Annotated in this window: 17 protein-coding genes and 1 riboswitch; of the genes, 5 read left to right on the top strand and 12 right to left on the bottom strand. The window is 39.9% G+C overall.

Annotated elements, in window-relative coordinates; translation table 11 throughout:
- Positions 1-2 precede the first annotated feature (2 nt).
- The 4 genes from ACYQ3L_RS12995 to ACYQ3L_RS12980 are packed head-to-tail and all read right to left on the bottom strand — an operon-like array spanning position 3 to position 7,011.
- The gene (locus ACYQ3L_RS12995) at positions 3-995 is read right to left on the bottom strand and encodes a hypothetical protein (RefSeq protein ID WP_380001753.1); all 993 of its coding nucleotides are present in this window, start codon (positions 993-995) and stop codon (positions 3-5) included.
- A gap of 11 nt (positions 996-1,006) precedes the next feature.
- On the bottom strand, positions 1,007-1,705 hold the full coding sequence (locus ACYQ3L_RS12990; RefSeq protein WP_380001755.1) for a hypothetical protein: 699 nt from the start codon (positions 1,703-1,705) through the stop codon (positions 1,007-1,009).
- Positions 1,706-1,737: 32 nt separating this feature from the next.
- Positions 1,738-5,847, bottom strand: coding sequence for a hypothetical protein (locus ACYQ3L_RS12985; protein ID WP_380001757.1), 4,110 nt, complete (start codon positions 5,845-5,847; stop codon positions 1,738-1,740).
- A 15-nt stretch (positions 5,848-5,862) separates the two neighbouring features.
- Entirely contained in the window at positions 5,863-7,011 is a 1,149-nt protein-coding gene (locus tag ACYQ3L_RS12980; RefSeq protein WP_380001759.1) for a T9SS type A sorting domain-containing protein, read from the bottom strand.
- Positions 7,012-7,608: 597 nt separating this feature from the next.
- On the opposite strand from ACYQ3L_RS12980, the gene ACYQ3L_RS12975 reads away from it, so the two are divergent.
- Together ACYQ3L_RS12975 and ACYQ3L_RS12970 are read left to right on the top strand one after the other, a co-directional pair.
- Entirely contained in the window at positions 7,609-9,723 is a 2,115-nt protein-coding gene (locus ACYQ3L_RS12975; RefSeq protein ID WP_380001761.1) for a hypothetical protein, read from the top strand.
- Positions 9,724-9,919: 196 nt separating this feature from the next.
- Positions 9,920-10,708 (top strand): NUDIX hydrolase, encoded by a 789-nt coding sequence (locus ACYQ3L_RS12970; protein WP_459952419.1) that lies wholly within the window; start codon positions 9,920-9,922, stop codon positions 10,706-10,708.
- 42 nt (positions 10,709-10,750) lie between these two features.
- Here the strand turns inward: ACYQ3L_RS12970 and ACYQ3L_RS12965 are convergent, their stop codons facing one another.
- Complete coding sequence (locus ACYQ3L_RS12965; protein WP_459952418.1) at positions 10,751-11,983, bottom strand: phage integrase SAM-like domain-containing protein; 1,233 nt, start codon at positions 11,981-11,983, stop codon at positions 10,751-10,753.
- Positions 11,984-12,294: 311 nt separating this feature from the next.
- Here ACYQ3L_RS12965 and ACYQ3L_RS12960 point away from each other — a divergent pair, with 311 nt between their 5' ends.
- The 3 genes from ACYQ3L_RS12960 (at position 12,295) to ACYQ3L_RS12950 (ending at position 13,436) form a co-directional block, all read left to right on the top strand.
- Positions 12,295-12,813 carry an RNA polymerase sigma factor gene (locus ACYQ3L_RS12960; RefSeq protein WP_459952417.1) on the top strand — a complete coding sequence of 173 codons (519 nt, stop codon included), beginning with the start codon at positions 12,295-12,297 and terminating at the stop codon, positions 12,811-12,813.
- A gap of 63 nt (positions 12,814-12,876) precedes the next feature.
- Entirely contained in the window at positions 12,877-13,080 is a 204-nt protein-coding gene (locus tag ACYQ3L_RS12955) for a hypothetical protein (protein ID WP_459952357.1), read from the top strand.
- Positions 13,081-13,082: 2 nt separating this feature from the next.
- Positions 13,083-13,436 (top strand): hypothetical protein, encoded by a 354-nt coding sequence (locus ACYQ3L_RS12950; RefSeq protein WP_459952416.1) that lies wholly within the window; start codon positions 13,083-13,085, stop codon positions 13,434-13,436.
- 82 nt (positions 13,437-13,518) lie between these two features.
- On the opposite strand, the gene ACYQ3L_RS12945 is transcribed toward ACYQ3L_RS12950, so the two are convergent.
- The 7 genes from ACYQ3L_RS12945 to yaaA all read right to left on the bottom strand — a co-directional run bounded on the left by ACYQ3L_RS12945 (position 13,519) and on the right by yaaA (position 19,094).
- Positions 13,519-14,796, bottom strand: coding sequence for a phage integrase SAM-like domain-containing protein (locus ACYQ3L_RS12945; RefSeq protein ID WP_459952415.1), 1,278 nt, complete (start codon positions 14,794-14,796; stop codon positions 13,519-13,521).
- 198 nt (positions 14,797-14,994) lie between these two features.
- A riboswitch (cobalamin riboswitch) is annotated at positions 14,995-15,227 on the bottom strand.
- A 101-nt stretch (positions 15,228-15,328) separates the two neighbouring features.
- Positions 15,329-15,754, bottom strand: coding sequence for an RNA-binding S4 domain-containing protein (locus ACYQ3L_RS12940; protein WP_380000617.1), 426 nt, complete (start codon positions 15,752-15,754; stop codon positions 15,329-15,331).
- Positions 15,751-16,134: a DUF6463 family protein gene (locus ACYQ3L_RS12935; RefSeq protein ID WP_380000615.1), complete on the bottom strand. Its 384-nt coding sequence runs from the start codon at positions 16,132-16,134 to the stop codon at positions 15,751-15,753. Before ACYQ3L_RS12935 ends, ACYQ3L_RS12940 begins: the two co-directional genes overlap by 4 nt.
- A 3-nt stretch (positions 16,135-16,137) precedes the next feature.
- Positions 16,138-16,701, bottom strand: a complete 564-nt coding sequence (gene pth, locus ACYQ3L_RS12930) for an aminoacyl-tRNA hydrolase (RefSeq protein WP_380000613.1) — start codon at positions 16,699-16,701, stop codon at positions 16,138-16,140.
- A gap of 27 nt (positions 16,702-16,728) precedes the next feature.
- Positions 16,729-17,310: a 50S ribosomal protein L25/general stress protein Ctc gene (locus tag ACYQ3L_RS12925; RefSeq protein WP_380000611.1), complete on the bottom strand. Its 582-nt coding sequence runs from the start codon at positions 17,308-17,310 to the stop codon at positions 16,729-16,731.
- A 178-nt stretch (positions 17,311-17,488) separates the two neighbouring features.
- Complete coding sequence (gene gpmA, locus ACYQ3L_RS12920) at positions 17,489-18,235, bottom strand: 2,3-diphosphoglycerate-dependent phosphoglycerate mutase (RefSeq protein WP_380000609.1); 747 nt, start codon at positions 18,233-18,235, stop codon at positions 17,489-17,491.
- A 97-nt stretch (positions 18,236-18,332) separates the two neighbouring features.
- The gene (gene yaaA / locus ACYQ3L_RS12915; protein WP_380000607.1) at positions 18,333-19,094 is read right to left on the bottom strand and encodes a peroxide stress protein YaaA; all 762 of its coding nucleotides are present in this window, start codon (positions 19,092-19,094) and stop codon (positions 18,333-18,335) included.
- Positions 19,095-19,108 lie beyond the last annotated feature (14 nt).

The following is a 19,108-nucleotide window of genomic DNA, read 5'->3' as shown; positions in this document are numbered from 1 at the left end:
TATTATTTTAATGTCTTTTTCAAATTGTTCAACTCTGTTTCCTGAATACTTAATCTTTGCTTTAGTTCTTTGTTCTGTTTATCTTGTTCTATCATATATAGGGTTAATTCTTCTATTTTCTGTAAAAGTTTGGCCTGCATATCTACAACATTGACGCCATTTTCCAATACTTCCTTCTCCGATGGAATACCTGGCAGATGTTGTTTGTCGTTTATATGATTTTCTACTTCCGAAAGTTTTGGTAAATCATAATCCTTACCCAAAACAAAGTCTGCCCATCCTGTGACTTCTATTTTTACTTCTTTGGCACGGATAGTGCCGTTAACTTCGAGTTTGGATGTGGGGTTGGTAACGCCGATACCCACATTATTGGTAATAAAAACATCTCCTTCAAATACTCCTGCTTTATTAGCACTCCCCTGTTTCGCGTATAATGCTGTCCAACTATTATTTCCACCTGCTAATAAAGATGGAATACTTGCTAATGCTGAAAATTCTGTATTGGTTAGAGCTCCTCCATTTTTATATAAGACTCTGAAGTTTTTATTACCGCTTGAGCCATTTGTACCTAACACGTCAAGAGTTGCAACAGGATTAACAGTTCCGATGCCGACATTACCTTCCGGAGTGATGCGCATTCGTTCCACCAGGTCGGTGGCACCTGCATTTGTTCCTGATAAATTTGTATAAAAAGCTAACGCAGTCTTCTGCATTAAGGCATTTCCTTCCTGATATTTATTAAATCTTAATGCTGCAATACGGGCCCCAATCTGGTCTGTGACCACATCCCTGTAACCAGTAAAATCAAAGTTATACTGAGCTGTCAAGCCTCCTACAGGTACATTTTTGTTACCGATATCTCCAACCTTACCTATACGTAAATTGCCTCCACTAGTGTTGGCAACATGGAGATTGCCATTTATAGTCTGATTCTGAGCAAAGGCGATTGTTACTATTGCAAGTAACGCAATTATTAATAAAGTTATTTTTCTCATTATTGTATGTTTTATTCGTTTTTCAAAAGCCTGCTTTCTTCTTCCAACGCTTTTATTCTCTTGTCCTGTCCAATGACATAGAGGGTTAGCTCTTCAATCTTCTGTAGCAATTTTGCCTGCATCTCCACTACATTAACTCCGTTTTCCAATACCTCTTTTTCTGAAGGTATTTCCGGAAGATGTTTATGCTCCTTGATATGGGTTTCAACTTCCGGCAGAGGTCTTAGATTATAATCTTCATCGAAGACAAAATCAGACCAGCCAATGGCTTCTATCTTCATTTCTTTAGATCGGATAGTACCATTGACATCGAGGGCGCAACTGGGATTAGATGTTTTAATACCAACACCAAATTCAGTCACAATGAACCAGTCTTTCCATGTATTGTTTGAATCCCATTTTATATTACCGACAACGAATCTGTCGGATATACCAGAATCATCTCCAATATTTACTCTAAGTTCTGTCCGTGCTTTATCTTCACTCACGAATTTTGCTAACCAAATAAAATCTGTATTAAAGTCATTTCCTCCAAAATATAACTTAGAGCCTAACCCCATTTTACCAGGGACTTCAAACTCTCCTACATATATATCGGCTTTTGTTGTTATACTATGGTTAACCCGCAGATTACCTGTAACTGTCTGGTCTTGCGCTGCTATATTAGCAACTATTATTATTGATATGATAAGTAGTATATATTTTTTCATAAGTATATGTTTATTGGTTTTGATAATTCCTATTACATATTGATATTTAAAACACGGTCTATTCCAATGGTATTGTTGCCACTGTTAACAGCATCTATCGTTATCCAGGCACCTGCGCTACCCATCGACGATTTATAAAGCCTCAGTTCCACTGTGCTTTTTCCTTTAGGGAATGCGATATTTACCGTTTCCGAGCCATTACTGCTTTTTGAATAGGAAGAAGGTCCTATCTTATAACTGGCCGATCCCGAAGAACCACCGAAGCCGATTGTAAACCTGAGATTTGTTGCTTCATAACAGTCTATATCGGCTGTTATTACCTTTGTGCTCGAAGAGTTATTCGATGTTATGATATTGGTAAACTGTATAGGAGGCGGAACCACTTTGATCGTTCTTGATATTTCTTCGGTATCGCCTCTTACGATATCTTTGACTGTGCAGGATATTTTCATGTCACCAAGTTTTGTATATGTAGTAACAAATCTGGCATCGGTGCTTTGACTTAATACGATATTGGTGGTTACGTCCGTCATTTTCCAGCTATATTGGTAACTACCGGAGCCGCCTGTTATATCTACCGACATATTCGATTTATCAGATATATTAAATGAATATCCGACATATAACGTTAAAACCATCGGTTTGACCGTGAAAGAAACTGTCTTTTCTGTACTAAGCCCCGATTTAAGATCCTTTACTTTGCATATAAGGTTCATTATTCCCTTTTGGGTTAATATGGCGCTGAAAGTATTGGATGAGCTGTTCAACTGTTGTGCAACTATACTTTGATTCGAAGCATTTTTTATATACCAGTCATATGTGAACTCGCCGGAACCGCCATCTATATACACATTATATGTATTGGTAGTATGCATTACATAGAAGTCATTATATGTCAATGAGATATTTGACACAGGAGGAATAATAACTTCAAATGGTTTGGTAAATTCCCGATATTTCCCTGTTTGTATATCGGTTATTATACATGTTATATATGCTTTAACCGGGTTACTGAATTTATACGAGAAGATTGTTGATGTTGCATCCAACAGGCTGGATAAGACATTCCCTGAATTATCCTTAATATACCAGCTGTATTTAAACTGACCGGAACCTCCTCCTGCTTCGACAACAAAGTTCACCGGATACCTGAGAGAATAAGTTGCATTTACATTCATTTTTATATCTATTGGTATTGTAGGAGTCAGGTTATATAAATAAGAACTTAATTTCTCCTGCGAATGATTTTTTATCGCACTCAACCTATTATAATTATTGTATTCGTAATATGTGATTGTCTTGTCCGGAGCAGTTACAGTTAACATCCCGACAAACGGTTTATTGGTATAGGTGGTGATGTGTGCATCTTTTAAGCCGCTATGGTCCCTTAAGCTTTCAACAATGGTCATATCAGGTACTTCAGCTAAGGATAACGATTCTGGCAAAGCATTATTCAGTGCTGTCTTCACTTGCGCATAAGTTGCATTTCTTATCTCGGCTACAGGATATACGCCGCGATACCCCCACAAATATACGTTACTGATGTTATCCTTACCCGTAACTGCCACAGGGTTACCATAGGCATCATAATTATTGAAACTGGTATGAAGCGTACCTGCTGCTTCTCCTCTGTTCTTTGAGTAAGTGGCAGACGGTAAATAAAGGATATTTCCATTGAAATTATTTCCTGAATATTTTATTATATGCTCGTAAAGCATCGCTCCGGCTCTACTAACCTTCTTCTCAAGGACGGGTGTCAGCATATTTAAATTTACCATATCACCATAGGGACTCGTAGTCCTCAAATCATGAGGATATTTATATTCAGTAACCAATACATTCTCAACATCTGTTTCTTTTTTTACCAAATATTTTTCATTATACTCTGTTTGCAGGGTAGAGATTACGGGGATGCCATTACGGTAATCGTAGTGTTTGGTTTCAACAGGAAGGTAAGCATAGTTCTCTATTCTGTATTTACTTGTTAAAAAGTTACCACGATTTAAAGCCATTATATAGTTTTGCCCCGATGAACTCTGAATGGCATATTTAGTTTCTTCTTTGTAGACGACTTTTGACTCATTGTCATAATATGCTTTCTCAATTGGCAACCCTCTACGGTATGAACGGTCATCCCCTTTGAAATCAAGGATGGGAGGCCATGTTGCATAGGAATCAATGAGCACTTTTTGGTATGAGGTCGGAGTGATATTAAACTGGTCCCTGTTTTCGGGATCAAGGTAGGATGTAAACCGATAAACAGCAGAGCCATTATTCGAGCTTTTTTCGATAACTTCAGCGTATTGTATGTATTTCTCTGACGGAAATACGCTAGATCCTGTTGCATTCGTATAAAAATCTGCATTGACATAATTACTTCCATTTATACCTGCAGTAATTTTTCTCAAATAATTCGGATAATACAACAATACACCCTTATTATAAGTAAATTCTCTAACATTCACAATATTGCCATTATCATCGAAATCTTCTATTTTATCTATTCGGGAACCGCCTACTTCATGGGGAAATGGTTGTCCCGGAAAACTGTTGGAGACCTCTTCCTGTGTACTATATCCCCGGCGAACCTGATAATCCCAATAGTGCAGCCCATAATGGAAGATACTTCCGCCTCCTGTAGGGTATAAGACCCTCCGCAACATACCCACCTTACCCAATTCTTCATTAGCGGTGCGCTGCTTGTCGCTGTCTATAATAATATTCATTCCGTCCATTGTTATCTTCATCTCTGGTATGAGGTACGGTTTGCCATTATAATACCCCCAATGATCGATACCCTGTAAATAGGGTCTAGGTATTTTGTCCAAGTTATAATAGTCAAAAGAATATTTTTCATCCCCTGATGTCAGGCCGGTCAGAAACAAACGACTAGCTTCAGACGTTCCGAGATAGTCTTGCTTGAAGGATATGTTTTTTAATAAGATATTGTTATAATTAATCGCAATATTTGTCATTTGCAGATTTTTCTTATTGAAATTGCGATACAAAGACTGCGGGATTTCAGCATCGGTATAGAACGTTTTTTCTTTTTCCTTATAACTAAACTCAATCACAGTCTTTTTATCAATAATAATTTTGTCGAGAGAACTCTGTCTAATTAACTCATAAGTCAAATACTCCTCATTCTCTAATGATAGAAAAGAGTTAACTGTTAAACTTGTCTTTTCTATTTGGGGAGAACCTGCTGTTATACTTTTAAAACTCTTCTTGAAAATAAGGCTTTGATGTCCAAATCTATATGATGGAGTATATTCATTCCCCATATCAGGGGGAGCTACTGACTTATAAATGAATTCTACCTCCCTCTTATTAGGAGCCACTATTTTACGAAGAAACCAAGCCGTTCTAATAGTTTTCTGATTTGCAAGATTTGATTGGTCAGGAAAGTAAGTAGATGTTTCTTCCGCTTCGTTCTGACCTCCGAAGATGTACCGATAACCATCAGGAGTTACAATAGTAATATATCTGTCTGATGCTGATGTTGAGTGAAAATAGTCACTAAATATTATCTGATAGGGTTTATTTCCTGCTACCTGTGATTTTCCGTCCCAGCCGATATTGAATTTTCCCGAATGACCCGGCATGTAAAAGCTGAAGCCATCGGGACATAACTCTCCATAATTGTTATTAGAGATGCTTGTGTTTCGGTGAGCCGTATATGAACACGGGGCGTTCGCTATATTTTCAACCGGGGAACTTATTATTTTATCGTTAAAAGGAACGGCATAATTATAGATATTACTTTTAGAGGCATTTAAGACTCCCAATACATCCAGATCCCCGCCCTCGTCAGGAACCCCATGTACATTTCGGGTTATAGCTCCACCGACATTTAAAGACCAGTCCAGCCCGATCATGCCTTCGTTTTTATTGGGCATAAATCCATTCCCATTATATTGTAAAGTAATTGGTATGGTAAAGTCCCTGTCCTTGTATGTATATAATGAAACCGAAAAATCAACTTCTCCTACAAAATGTTTTGCCGGTATGTTCCCGTATCGTGCAAATTCATATGCCTGCGGTGATAATTGACGGGAGGAGATCTTATAATCTAAACCGGGATCTTGTGCAGACATACAAACAGATACTATAAAAAGGATAAATAGTGATATTTTCTTCATAAGGTATAAGTATATTTATTTTTTAATCACGACTTCATTCACAAACACTCTGTTCGCAGTGATTCGGAGAACATAATTCTTCGGATGCAAGCCTGAACAATCAATATTCTCATAGTAATTGCCCGCCGTTTTGCTTTTAGCTGTAATCTTCTTTACCGGCAGTCCCTCAATAGAGTATAACTCAAACGATACCCTGGCATCCTCTTTCAATTCATACTCGACATTCAGCATCGATTCTACCGGATTCGGATATAGCTTGCAGACCATTATATCTTCAAGGGTGACTACCTTTACTTCCTTGTTTACTATATCACTTTCTGTCCCTTTCCACAATTCATCCAATAAAGCCTGATTCTCAGGGTCAGTGTCTAAATACAGGTGGTCTTGCGGAGGAAAGAAGAAAGCTGTTGAAAATATCTCCGTACTGTCAGCCAGGTTGATATTCCTGATTGTCTCGAAAACAGGATAGCGGTAACCCTTGCTGTACCAGCGGCAGGTCTCCAACTGTTTGCCAATATTTGTGTTTTCTTCCGTTGTATAACTGTCTTCATCCGGTATATCAAAGATGGTTTGTATGGTCTTAACTCTTAGTACCGGGCTAAGGGTATCGCCCGAAGGTAATATCATTTTTCCGTAGGCATCGGCCTTTGTTATCATGGTTCCCTGTGTGCGAATATTCACCGTTCCCGAATACAGCCCTTCCGACTTATAAGCAGACGAAACAGCTTGACCGTAGTTCAACGGAAACCGCATCAGTACCATCGGGGAGGTATACGCCAGCTTGACCGAAGGGTTTTCATGGCCTTGCTGTAGCAAACTGTCATTTATTAAACGGTAATAGTACATTGTGTTGTGTTCCGTGCCCACTATCAACTCATTGTCCGATACTTTATTCTTTTCGTAACGTTTAGTCCCCACGATATAGACCGAGTCGCCTTCCAGCGGCGGCAATTCATAGGTTAGGGTGTACTCATCGTTGATAGTTCTCAATTTGCTGAAATCCCAGGTTTTGTTTCCCCCGGAACCGCCGGGATCAACATATTCAACCTGTTGCTTAATTAACACATCGCCGGGGCGGAGATGATTGTGGAGGCTGTTCAACTGCCCGCAAACAGGCAATACGAAGCCTGCGGACATTAAGAGGGTTAATGTTTTTACTTTCATTTGGCAGAATGTTGTCTTAATGATTGGTTATGTATTAAATATTCGAATTGACAAGTGTTCTTTAATATTAAATTTTAGGATAAATTTAATATATTTTTACAAAAATAAAACGGACTTCAGTTATGTTAAATAACATATACTGGTATTTTTTTTAAAGAAGAAATTTCATAACTCGAAACAAAAATGATCCAGCCTATGTTAAGTTGTACTTTGCGAAGCTTAAAATTGTGAGTTGGAACAAATAAGTAATAAGCCTGATATAGAGATATTTTGAGAATATGGTTGCCTTTTTTGAGGCTTATAACTCTTCACTGTAATACCTGATTCTTTCAGCTTCAAGGAAAGTTCTCCGGTTGCATCATAATTTATAATTTTCTCAATTAGCACAAGGTAACTAATTCCCCTTGCCTTTCGAAGTTTGCATATGATAATTTAAAATACACAACCAATTGTTTTGTGTCTCATCCATATAAATTTTTCCACTTAAAATACAGGGGAAAAGCCTTATTTATTTTAAAACCAAAATCTTTCCGATAAGATCCCATTAAACGTCGAATCCTTTCCTTCCCTATTCTTTACCATATAAAACGGTAAAAAATGGCCAGACAACTAATAGCCCGCGGGCAGGTGAATATACAAATCCTGAATGATGCCTATACGATCAACCAGTCGGTAAGCAGCTACGTGTTTGCAGCGGCAAGCAATGGGACGGTACTGAATGCCGTAACCGTCACATCGGCAATAAAGGTAATGAAGGGGGATACGGACTTTACGGCATTTACCATCGGTTCTATAAGCAAGCCTGCGGGATTCTCTGCGGTTACCGTAAACAATACGGACAAGACCATCACCTATACGGTTGCGGCCAATACAGCCAACCTTCCCGATAACGGTATCATTACCATACCCCTTACCATAGCCGGCGTCACCTACAGCCTTTCATTTGCCTGGTCGAAAGCCAAAGCGGGAGCTGCCGGCAAGGATGGCGCAGACGCCAACCTGCTGGACTGGGTGGCCGACTGGAATACGAATAAGACGGTTATCGGAACAAACTCCGTTATTACCCCCAAACTGTTTGCCGGGGTAAAAAATGCCGACGGCACGCTGACCGGGACAGCTATCGGGCGTTTCCCCCTGTCCGTTAAAAACTCTTCGGGCAGCATTGCCACCGAAACCATCGATGGTATTTATGGATTCCGGGCCGGAGTGAAAACCTTCGCCATCGACAATACCGGCAGCGTACAACTGGGAAACGGCAACCAGGTGACCCGTTACAATGCCGCCACCGGGAAAATCGAATTCGGTTCGGAAGTTTCACTGAACTGGACCAGCGCCATCGCCACAGCCAAAACGGAGGCTGTAAATGCCGCGGCTACTGATGCTGCGACCAAAGTGAACGTCATCCGGATCGGCACCCGCAACTATATCAAAAACAGCGCCTTTGCCATATCAAGCCTCTCCGGGGTGATTGTGACCGACGGCGTGGCGGCGGTGCTGGATACCGCCACCAAATACCAGGGCTATAATACGATTAAGATTACGCAGACCACGGTGACCGGGAGTAACGCAAACACAGGCAGGGCCTATTTCAATGCGATCAGGCAGTGCAATCCGGCCAGCTTCTGTATGTATGTGAAAGCCTCCGAAGAGACTGTCCTGCGCATCCGTACCGGTGGGACCGAGGCAGCGGACTTTCCCATCGGGACCTCCTGGCAGCTTGTCAAACTGGAGAACAAGATTCCCACATCAGTTGTGGCGCTGTTCGGGGCGACTACAGCCGGTGTGACCTATAACATGGCCCTTCCCATGCTGGTGGAGGGAACGAAAGCCGCCGACTGGTCGCCCGCTCCGGAAGATACGGACGGCCGCATTACCGATGCTCGCGCGGTAGCCGATGCTATCACCGCAAAGGCAAACAATGAGGGCTGGGCCACGAAGCTGACCTATATCGGCTCCACCGGTATATTTACCGGAACGCTTTCGGCCGGTACCATCGAAGCCATCACCATCAATGCTTTGCAGATAACAGCCGGAACAATCGATACCGCCAGATTAAATGTAGACGCGCTCAAAGCCTCCCTTATCACAGCAGCGAATATAGACGCCCTGACACTCAATGTAACCAAAGGCAAGATCGGCGGCTGGAGCATCGATGCGGATTCTATATTCAGGGGAACCAAAAATAATACATCAGGGGCCTATACCGGGGCTTCGGGTGCTATTACGATAGGCTCGAACGGGGTTAGAGGTTTTAAGTGGAGGCTGGAATCCACCGGGGCGGGCGCTTTAGCCGGGGGTAATATCGCCTGGGACGCTTCCGGAAATGTAACAGATCTTTATTTAAACAGGTTACCAAAAGACGAATATGTACCTTTCTGGGACTTCGATGCACCGAATATTCCGAACGAGCCACGTGATGCCTCGGCTGCGGCAATCGTTGCTTCGGAACTTTTGGAACTATCTCAATTGGAAGATAATCCACAAAAAGCAAAAGAATATAAAACTGCTGCAATTAGTATGCTTATCGAGTTGTCGTCAGATAAATATCAAAGCAGGGATTGTAAACCATCGTTCCTGTTACATTCGGTAGGGCACTGGCCGAATAAATCGGAAATGGATGCGTCAATTAATTATGCTGATTACTATTATATAGAAGCGCTGATCAGATATAAGAAAATGAAACAAGGATTAAGAGTAACAGACAATTTTTGAGTAGAAAAAACTTATGAATAAACAATAGTCATACACATACTAATCTTCTTATGCATGTAAATCTATAACTAGTAGATAGTAATGGGCATTCATTTTCAGGAGAAGATACCAATATAGCATTTTATGGGTAAAACAGCCACGTACCACGTATTAAAGATAGAAGGCAAAACTATGCTTATATGGCTATGTTTGACAAATGGAACGAAATAAACCAATGGAATATACTGATAATAGGGCTGTTTGTAAAGATGTACATATATTTCTCGAAACGGCATCCGGAACATTTCTGTCAGAGATACTGATAAATACTGTGGTATTCAGCTTTTACAATAATAATTTAAAGGTACTTTTACTCCAAACCGGGGAAGGCTGCTGTTATTTTTTGCCTGAGGGATATGTGTTTAAGGATGAAACAATGGATGACGCATCGTTACGTATATTGCAACAGTGCTTCAAATTAAAGGATATATTATACAATGAACAGTTCCATGTATCGGACGAAACCGGACAGGCAAACGAAAGTATCTTTTCGGAAATGTTACGGTTATCCGGTATTGAGGTTCCGAAGGACAGTTGGGTAAACGCCAGGAAAGTATCGGTCTGTTATTATTCTTTAGTCGACAGGTTCAAAGTATTCCCTACGGCGCAGGATTTATTCTCATCTAAATTAGTATGGGCCGATATCCGGGATATCTCCGAACTTACATGCAACCACAAGGATATTATCAGGAAAGCCGTATTGAAATTGCAGGAAGACATGGATAAAAAGCCGATTGCGTACAACCTGCTGAATAAGACATTTACCTTAAAGGAGTTGCAGGGGCTGTATGAAGCGGTTTTCCAGAAAAAGATCGTCAGCGCTAATTTCCAAAGGAAAATGTTATGCTCGAACCTGTTGGAACGATTAGGCAAGTTGTATGACGGAAGATCCCACAGGGCTCCGTATCTGTATAAATTTAAGGCTAAAACTAAAAGCAAGCGATAAAGAAATTAAAGGATTAGCTGAAAGGTAGCTAATCCCGTTTTCCTATTGTAAATTTTTGTTCATCCGGGTCCGTGCCTCATCCTGGTTCGTCGCTTTATAATAATGCTTATATATGACATCTGGACTATTGCCTGCATATCCGGCGACCTGGACAGGATGGAAACCGTCATCCAGCATTTTGGTTATAAAGGACCCCCTGGCGGAGTACCATGTTATTTTATCTTTATAATCCAGTTTCTTCCTTACCTTTTCGAGGGTTTTATTCACTCGTAAGGAAATACTTTCCACCCTGTTCTTTTTTTTCAGGTTAGTTTGATGTTTATAGGTAAAGATAGGAAAAACATAATCCTGGTAGGAAGCGGATATATATTTCCTTATTATAGCTTCGGCCTTATTTACGAGTGGAACATTGGCGTCTTTTGCTACTTTGCTCCTTTCATATTCTATAAAGCTATCCTTGATACAGCCTTTTTTCAGGTGGGCGACATCCGTATTACCTATCCCGCCTGCATAAAAACTAAAAAGGAACAGGTCGATATGGAATAACTGCTTCTTTGTGAAGCCATTTTTATCCATCCGCTCTATTTCCTGTATGACATAATAAGGGATTGTTTTAGGTATAAATTTGTTTGTCTTCATTTTTTGATCGACACATTTGAATATTCCGGTAGTTGCACCAGGTATTTGCCTCTGTGAAGCATAATTGCATACCGCTTTTAATTTCTTCAGCTTTTGGATCACACCGCCTTTGTTGCCTTTTTCGGCTCCTCTGACTTGAAGGTATACTGTATAATCATTCAAAAATGTTTCATTCAGGTTTGTAAAATAATAAGAAGAAAAGCCTTTTTTATATTTGTCCCTCGTAAAATTACTTAATGAATTTTTAAGCAGTTTGTATTCTTTTACATTAGCGGAACTTCCTATGATCTCCCCATTTTTGAACCTTTCTTTTTTACCGAACTCGTCGATCAATTCATCGATCATTCTGATAACGGACAGGATTTTAACTTTTTTTGTTTTTACCTCCGGGGTATCAAAACAATTTGACCATTGGGCCGGCGTCCAGCTTCTACCCTCCAGTTCCCATTCTTCCGCTACTTTCAGATATTTTAGTTTCGTTTCTGAGAGGAGGTTGTTTTTTACTTGGTTTTCAGCATTCCGGGTCTTGAATGTCTGCTTACTTTGATCCCATTCTTTGTAAAGCCCGGTAATGTTTAGTACTTTTTTTGCCCTGCAATAACCGCTTTGATGAAAAATCGCAGTTACCTTGACCATCTTCTTGTTTTTGGGATGAAAAATTCCTTTAAAATTTATTGAGTACATATTTGAATTTGATTTATTTCAATATATAAGGTTAGGAGACAGGATGCAATTATTTGTAAAATAAATTTGTTTTTTTCATTGTCTATATTTACAAATATTGCCACACCGCTAATATTCACAGGCTTATTCATCATTCTTCCGTATATTTTTAACACCTAAATAAGATTTTAAATGCTTATCAGGAATAGAGGCCCTCCTCTTAGTCTGTTTTTCATGATAATTATAAAAAACAGTTTTATTACAAAAATTTAAAATCAACATCTATGAATATTGAACAATCAAAAACAGAATTATTCAACAAATATGTATTACCGGAAAAGGATTTTATCTACCGGGTATGTTTAAAACACTCCAGGTCGGAGTATGAATGTAAAGAATTCTATAGCGAAGTATTATTCCGGATTTTCAAGGCTATTGATACTTATAATCCCTTACTGCATATCCGGCCCTGGTTATATACCATTATTACACGGATAATTGGACGCTCACGGACAAAATTCCAAAGAATGAATTTCATTGATATTGAAAACCTGCAAATACCATCGGATGAGAATGAAGAGGTTTACTTCAGAGACCTAAGGACTGATGATTACAAACAATTCTTTTCAGATGATATAGTAGAAGCTCTTGGCATGATAAAGCCGGCGTCCCGCAAAGCCTTATTATTACAACAAGCCGGATACAGCATGGATGAAATTGCCGGTGAATTGTACAATTCAAGGTTAATTAAATCAAATAGTACAGTGTCCGCAAGGTATTATTTACGTGTGGGGCAGCAGTGACTGGCCAGGTCGCTTTCTCCTGACGGGAAATTACTGAGTAAAAAAACAAATAAACAAGAACATATGGCAAAATTAAAATCAGAACTGGATAAATGGATATCTATGCCGGACAAGGACTACCTCCTGCTGGTAGAAGACCATATTATGATGACTGCGCTTAAAGCTGCCGGTATAGAGGAGTTACCTATATACAAAGCCGCTGAAAATATTTTGAAAAATAACAGGATTGAAATTCATTTAAAACCAATAAAAAGCAGATATAAATAATTATGAGAAAGAGTCCTTATAAAGAGCCTAAGCAGGTCTTAATATTTAACAATGCAAAAGTATTAATAGCTATAGTCCGTTCTTTACACGCTGCTTCCGAGTTAAGTTTTTGTAATTTACAGGCAATATCTTTTTGTTGCTTAGGGAAGTATATTTCAACGGGTGGATATTATTTTAGACATGTTCATCCTGATATTGCGATTGAACCGGAAGACCTCGACAATTTGAAGTTGGAGGAATATGATAGAATGTGTGGCGAAGAGAGATTGTATTACTCCTCCCGCCAATTGGCCAGGAAGAGAATGTTAGGACAGGAACGCCGTAAGGCGAAATGGAAAAACCGGGATATCAAATAATGTGAGATAAACCAGTGAAATACGGCAAATCTGCTGATAGTTTTGCCGTATTTCTTATCTGTAAGCATGCCAGCAGGGACATTCACAGAAGAGAATCCAATTTATTATTAAGTTCCTCCCTCTGGGTTACAATGTAATAGTGTTTGTATATAACATCCGGGCTGTTCCCCGCATGTTCAGCAACCAGTTCGACAGGATATTTTTCGTCTATAAGTTTTGATATATATGTTCCCCGTGCAGAGTTCCATGTTATCTTCCCTTTATATCCGATATTTTTTGCAACCTTACGGAGGGTTTTGTTTACGCAGACTGAGAATCCGCTTACCCTGTGAACCTTTTGGGTTTCCGTCTGATGCCTGGCCTGAAGGATTGGCAAAACATAATCACCATAGCACTGCCCTTTATATTTATTGATAATATCAACCGCTTTTTTTAATACCGGCATCCGGGCTTCTTTTGTCGTCTTCATCCGTTCATAAACGATTTTACCTTCATTGAAGCATTTATGGGTAAGATAAATTACATCGATAGGACTCATGCCGCCTGCATAGAAAGAAAAAAGAAAGGCATCTATATTCAGCCTTTGTTTTTCTGAATAACCGCTTAGGTCTAAGCTTTCTATCTTTTGTATATATTTATAATCAATGGTTTTAGGCGTTGTTTTTCCTATACGCATTTTATCCTGGACAACGACAGATGCGCCTTTGTTCACGCCGGGGATATTTGCCTTGTCGGCATGGGTAATGGTTGCCCTTAACGATTTCAGGCGGTTGACGATACCTCCCTTATTGCCTTGTTCCAGCCCCTTCTTTTGAAGGAAAAATGCATAATCCCTGAAAAAGTTTTCATCTATATCAGGAAAGAAGTAAGTATGGAAACTCCGGTTGTATGTTTTCTTTGTAAATTCAGCCAGGCTGTTCTTTAACGATAAATACAACTCGAAATTTGATGAACCTTTGATTATCCCCCCATTCTTAATCCTTTCTGTATTTTTAAAGCGTAAGATCAATTCATCCAAAAATACGGAAACACTCTTTACTTTTGTCACCTCTTTTTTAGTTGTATTTATATCAAAATAATGAGACCACTGGACTGGCGACCAATCAACCCCTTCCAGTTCCCACTGCTCCACAACTTTAAGATACTTTAGCCTTATAGCCATCAGAAGCTGGTTCTTTTCCGTTTCTTCACTGGTATTACCTGCGAAAGACTGGGCATTTTGGTTCCAGCTTTTTCTTTTGCCTGTGATTGATAATACTTTGGGAATCCTTGCGTAACCGGTTTTAAACAGAATCATTTCTATCCTTACCAGTTCCGGATTCTTTGTATTTGCTTTGCCTTTAAAATTTACTGAATACATATTAATTCGTTTTAAGTGCCCTTATGTAGTCTCAAAATTGCCTACATGAAAAAGGTACTAACGAATAGGTAAGGCCTAACCAAAAGGATTAAAAACCAGTAAAATTTAACATTTTAACAGTTTTAAGCTATTAGTCCGGCGTTACGGCTATATGATTAAATAATTGTTATTCAGATTGTTATTCGTAGAAAAGTCAATGTATCTCTAAATTCTTAGGCTGTCTTCTGACTTACTCCTCCTTTAAACATCCTTCCCGTTCGATGACGAACAGTGGTATTTGGTATTGTTTAAAGACTTTTTTCAGAAACATTGTTAACTGTTTACTGAATAGAGATTACAGCAGCGCGACTGCTCAGGATTTACACCTGATTCCCTTTTCATTACGCATCCGGCAAATGCAGACTTGTAACACCAATACAAAAACAAAGATATGGAATAAAATAGAATTACAATGTGTTTTGAAGAAAAGTTATCAAAAAAAGCATGCTATCCCGGATAGGATAACATGCCTGTTTTGTATGCGAATATAAGGTCAGCTTTCTTCTTCCAGGTCCCAGTTATCGAAGAAAGAATAATCATCAGTAAACTGCTCCAGTTCGCGCCGGTCTTTTTTTGTCGGACGGCCTGTTCCGCGTGCGCGGTCTACAAATCCGCTCATCTTGGACATCTCCAATATCTCCAGTTGCAAAGGAGGGGTTACATCGCGCATAAACTCAGGAACGAGCTTTGCACCCATTCTGTTTTCGGAAAGGGCCAGCACCTCAAACGAATAGGTTACAGGCGGACGGCGAACCTCTATTATATCGCCTGCTTTTATCATCCGAGACGGCTTTACGGTTACACTCCTGATCGTTATGCGTCCTTTTTTGCAGGCTTCAATGGCAATAGAACGTGTTTTGAACAAGCGAACTGCCCACAACCACTTATCTATACGAACTTCGTTTTTGGGTTCTTTCATTTTTGCTCTGAATTTATAGCCTTTGAGTTTCTACTGGCTAGTATCATAATTAACGCCTGGGGTATAAAAAGCCAGAATCCGGAAACCGGAACAAAGAAACAACCCACAAGTGAAATGATCAAGAGTGACCAGCCTAAAGATGAAGGGAGGGGAGTCCGCGTCTTTTTTATATAAAAATGGAGTGTTTGCCCCCAAAATATAATGATTACACCACATATAAGAAACCAGAAAGCCTGATTCCTCAGTACGTCGCTACCGATTGAATCGAATCCGTCTTTGAGTATTGCGACAAGAGTTTCTTTCCCTTCCAATATGGCTATGGCTACATGTAGTATTCCTGTTATCATTAAGAATACACCACTATATTTCCACAATTTCATATTCTATTTGCTGTTGTATTGATTCATTGTATTTTGTATCCCTGCAAGACAGAAACTTTTGATGATTTCTCCGCAGGTTTCCAACTTAGCCGGAAGCTCTTTCTCTTCCTCATCGGAGAAGTCTTCCAGAACATAATCGACCTGTCCGCCCCTCGGAAAATCATTTCCAATGCCAAATCGCAGGCGCGCGTACTCCTGTGTGCCCAAGATCGACTGTATATGTTTCAACCCGTTATGTCCGGCATCGCTGCCTTTTCCTTTGAGGCGCAAAGAGCCGAACGGCAAAGCCAGATCGTCCACAACGACCAACACATTTTCGACAGGAACTTTTTCCTGATTCATCCAATAACGCACGGCATTACCGCTGAGATTCATATATGTGGAAGGTTTCAACAGAATAAGCGTACGCCCTTTTACCTTCATCTCCGCCACAAAACCGTAACGCCTGTCTGCAAAAACAATATTGGACGCTTTAGCTAAAGCGTCCAATACTCTGAATCCTATGTTGTGGCGGGTATATTCGTATTCTCGACCAATATTACCCAGTCCGACAATCAAATATTTCATTCGTTATATTTCTATAGTTATCCGCTATTAGCCGTTTTTAGCCGCAAGACCTCTGGCTGCACGAGTCAACTGAACACGGCAAACAACGCCATTTTTCGCATTCAGCAATTCAAGTCCTTCGAAATGAAGTTCTCCAACCTGAATAGATTTTCCTAATGCAAGGCCTGAAACATCAACATGTACTTTTTCCGGTACTTTATCGTAAAGAGCTCTTACTTTCAGTTTGCGCAGGTCAAGAGATAATTTACCCCCGGCCTTAACACCTTCTGCCAGTCCGTCAAGTACTACCGGTACATCGATTGTAATCGGTTTGTTTTCGAATACATGAAGGAAATCAAGGTGCAGAATTTCATCTGTAACAGGGTGTACCTGCACATCTTTCAATATTGCTTTATAGTTATCTTTCCCTACCGTAAGGTCTACAAGGTAAATTTCAGGAGTGTAAATCAATTTGCGCACATCGCTGTTTGTCACTGTGAAAAGGATAGCTTTGTCAGCTTTTTCTCCCCCATAGATAACCGCAGGAATTTTGTCTTCTTTACGGAAAGCTTTAGTTGCTTTTTTGCCAATGTCTGTTCTGGCTTCGCCTTTTAGTTCAAATGTTTTCATTTTTTAATTTTAAATGTGTTACTCAAATCAAGGATTTGCTTCCTCATTCCCATCACACGTACGGGCTTATAAAAGCGGGGCAAAGATAGTGATTTTGTTTTTATTTTCCTAACTTAGCGAATAGGAAAGAGCATATATTTTCGATAATATATGCTCCTTCTATATAAGTTCTTTATATTTATTTCTTCTTTCCCTGATTAGCAACCGCATCCATCAGCTTTTTGATTTCTTCCGGATCGCCAAGGAAATAGTCTTTTACGAGGTTCAAATCATCATCGAATTCGAATACATAAGGTACTGCTGTAGGCAGGTTCAGGCTTACGATATCTTCATCGGAAATACCTTTCAGATATTTAATAATACCACGAAGGCTGTTTCCGTGAGCAGCAACGACAATTTCATCATGACACATCAACGACGGATAGATAACTTCCAGCCAGTAAGGCAAGATGCGTTCTACTGTTTCTTTCAATGCTTCAGTTTCAGGAATATATGCTTTAGGCACGCATGCATAACGAGGGTCTTGCGAAGCCGAACGCGGATCTGTCGGTTCCAGTGGTGCAGGAGGCACATCATAGCTACGTCTCCAAACCAATACTTGCTCGTCACCATATTTTTCAGCAGTCTCGGCTTTGTTCAGGCCTTGAAGCATACCGTAATGCTTCTCATTCAAACGCCATGTTTTTTCAACCGGAATCCAGTCCAGATCCATTTGGTCAAGGATGTTGTTCAATGTTTTAACGGCTCTTTTCAGGTATGAAGTATAGGCCAGAGTAAAGTTGAAACCTTCTTTTTTCAGCAATTGTCCTGCTTTTACTGCTTCCTGAACTCCTTGTTCCGACAAGTCTACGTTAGTCCATCCCGTAAAGCGGTTTTCTTTGTTCCAAACGCTTTCCCCGTGGCGAATCAATACTACTTTTTTCATCTTTATTTACTATTTAAATTGTGATTTTTATCGCAACGCAAAGGTAGCAAGAAGTTTCAAGATTTAAAAATCGGCATAACCAAATTTTGAAATGCATTTACCTCACAAACACCCATTCCTTATCGTCCGATAACTGCGGAGCAAAAACATATCCTTCGGAATCGAACCCCTTCAGGTGTTCTATATCTTTAATCTGATGCTGAATTATAAAACGGGTCATCATTCCCCGTGCTTTCTTTGCATACACCACAATCTGCTTATAGCCTTTACCGGTCTGCTGTTTGAATATGGGAGTTATCATTTTATGCCCTTTTGGCAAGAGTTTGCGGTTCACTGCCTTTGCATATTCTTTCGATGCCAGATTAACCCATATATTGTCATCGGCTTTCATCTGCTTCGCCAAATATTTACTGATCGTTTCTGACCAGAAAGCATACAAATCTTTACCTCTGTTGTTTGCCAGCGGAATTTGCATTTCCAAACGGTATGGCTTTATCAGGTCCAGTGGCCGGAGCACCCCGTACAAACCTGATATATGTACCAGGTGCTTTTGGGCAAAATCAAGATCCTTATCCGAAAATGTCTCTGCATCAAGTCCCTTATAAGCAATGCCATTGTATGCGAATATTGCCTGCCGCTGCGGAGTCTTAGCCAAAGGAAATGCATGGATATACTGATACACATTATGCGCCAGCTGCGGATTGATACTCATCAACGAAGCTATCTCCTGCGCGGATATACCCTCCATCGACTTATACAATTCTTTCGCCTCTTTGGCATAAAGCGGAGTAGTAGCTTCTTTTACGGGAACCGGGGATTCAAAATCCTGGAGTTTCGCCGGAGACATTGTTATTATCATATTGTAATACTAAG

Source organism: Dysgonomonas termitidis (assembly GCF_054657735.1).
This window is presented reverse-complemented; position numbering and strand designations above follow the sequence as displayed.